General features: G+C 43.5%; 1 protein-coding gene. It reads left to right on the top strand.

The window, feature by feature from the left end; all coding sequences use genetic code 11:
* Positions 1–69: 69 nt before the first annotated feature.
* Positions 70–715, top strand: a 646-nt coding sequence (locus R7Q11_RS26250) for an endonuclease/exonuclease/phosphatase family protein (protein WP_225467008.1), incomplete at its 3' end; no start/stop codon positions are given.

Here is a 715-nt window from a genome sequence, read left to right as displayed (position 1 = left end):
ATTTTTGATTAAGCTAAAAGGGAGCCCAATAAGGCTCCTTTTTTATTTCATGCATTCAGGTACGCTCTCATGTTTAAGCGTTTTGTTCTCTCTTTAGCCTTTCTAATCATGGCTACGGTAGTGAGTTTTCAATTCATCTTTACCGTGCCAGAACACCCACAGATCATCACACAAACTGGTTCTGAAATTACCGAAGATATTCGATGTATAGAGTTTAGCGGAGCAAAAGCTCTGGACGATAACGGTGAACTCAACCTTTTAGTTTGGAACATCTACAAGCAAAATCGCGCTAACTGGCAATCTGAGCTGGAGTTGTTCTCGGCAGATAAGCAATTGTTATTGCTGCAAGAAGCCAGCATGACAGACAGTTTTAAACAATGGTTGGTAGATGGCAGCTGGGTCAGCAACCAAGTCAGCGCGTTTAAAGCGTTAGGCAGCGGAGCTGGCGTGATTAGTATTGCTCAAAAGCAGCCAATTAAAGCATGCGCGTACACGTCAAAAGAACCGTGGTTGCGTTTGCCAAAATCGGCGTTGTACAGCCAGTATCGTTTAAGTAATGGTGAGAGCTTGGCCGTTATCAATGTGCATGCGATCAACTTTACCGTTGGAACGGAAGAATATACTTCGCAACTTTCTGCGCTTGAGACGCTACTTAAACAACACATCGGGCCAATCGTATTTGCTGGTGATTTTAATAGTTGGAGCGAATATCGGA

Source organism: Vibrio sp. 970 (genome assembly GCF_033339075.1).
Note: the sequence above shows the minus strand (reverse complement) of the source record. Positions and strands in the feature narration are given on the sequence as shown.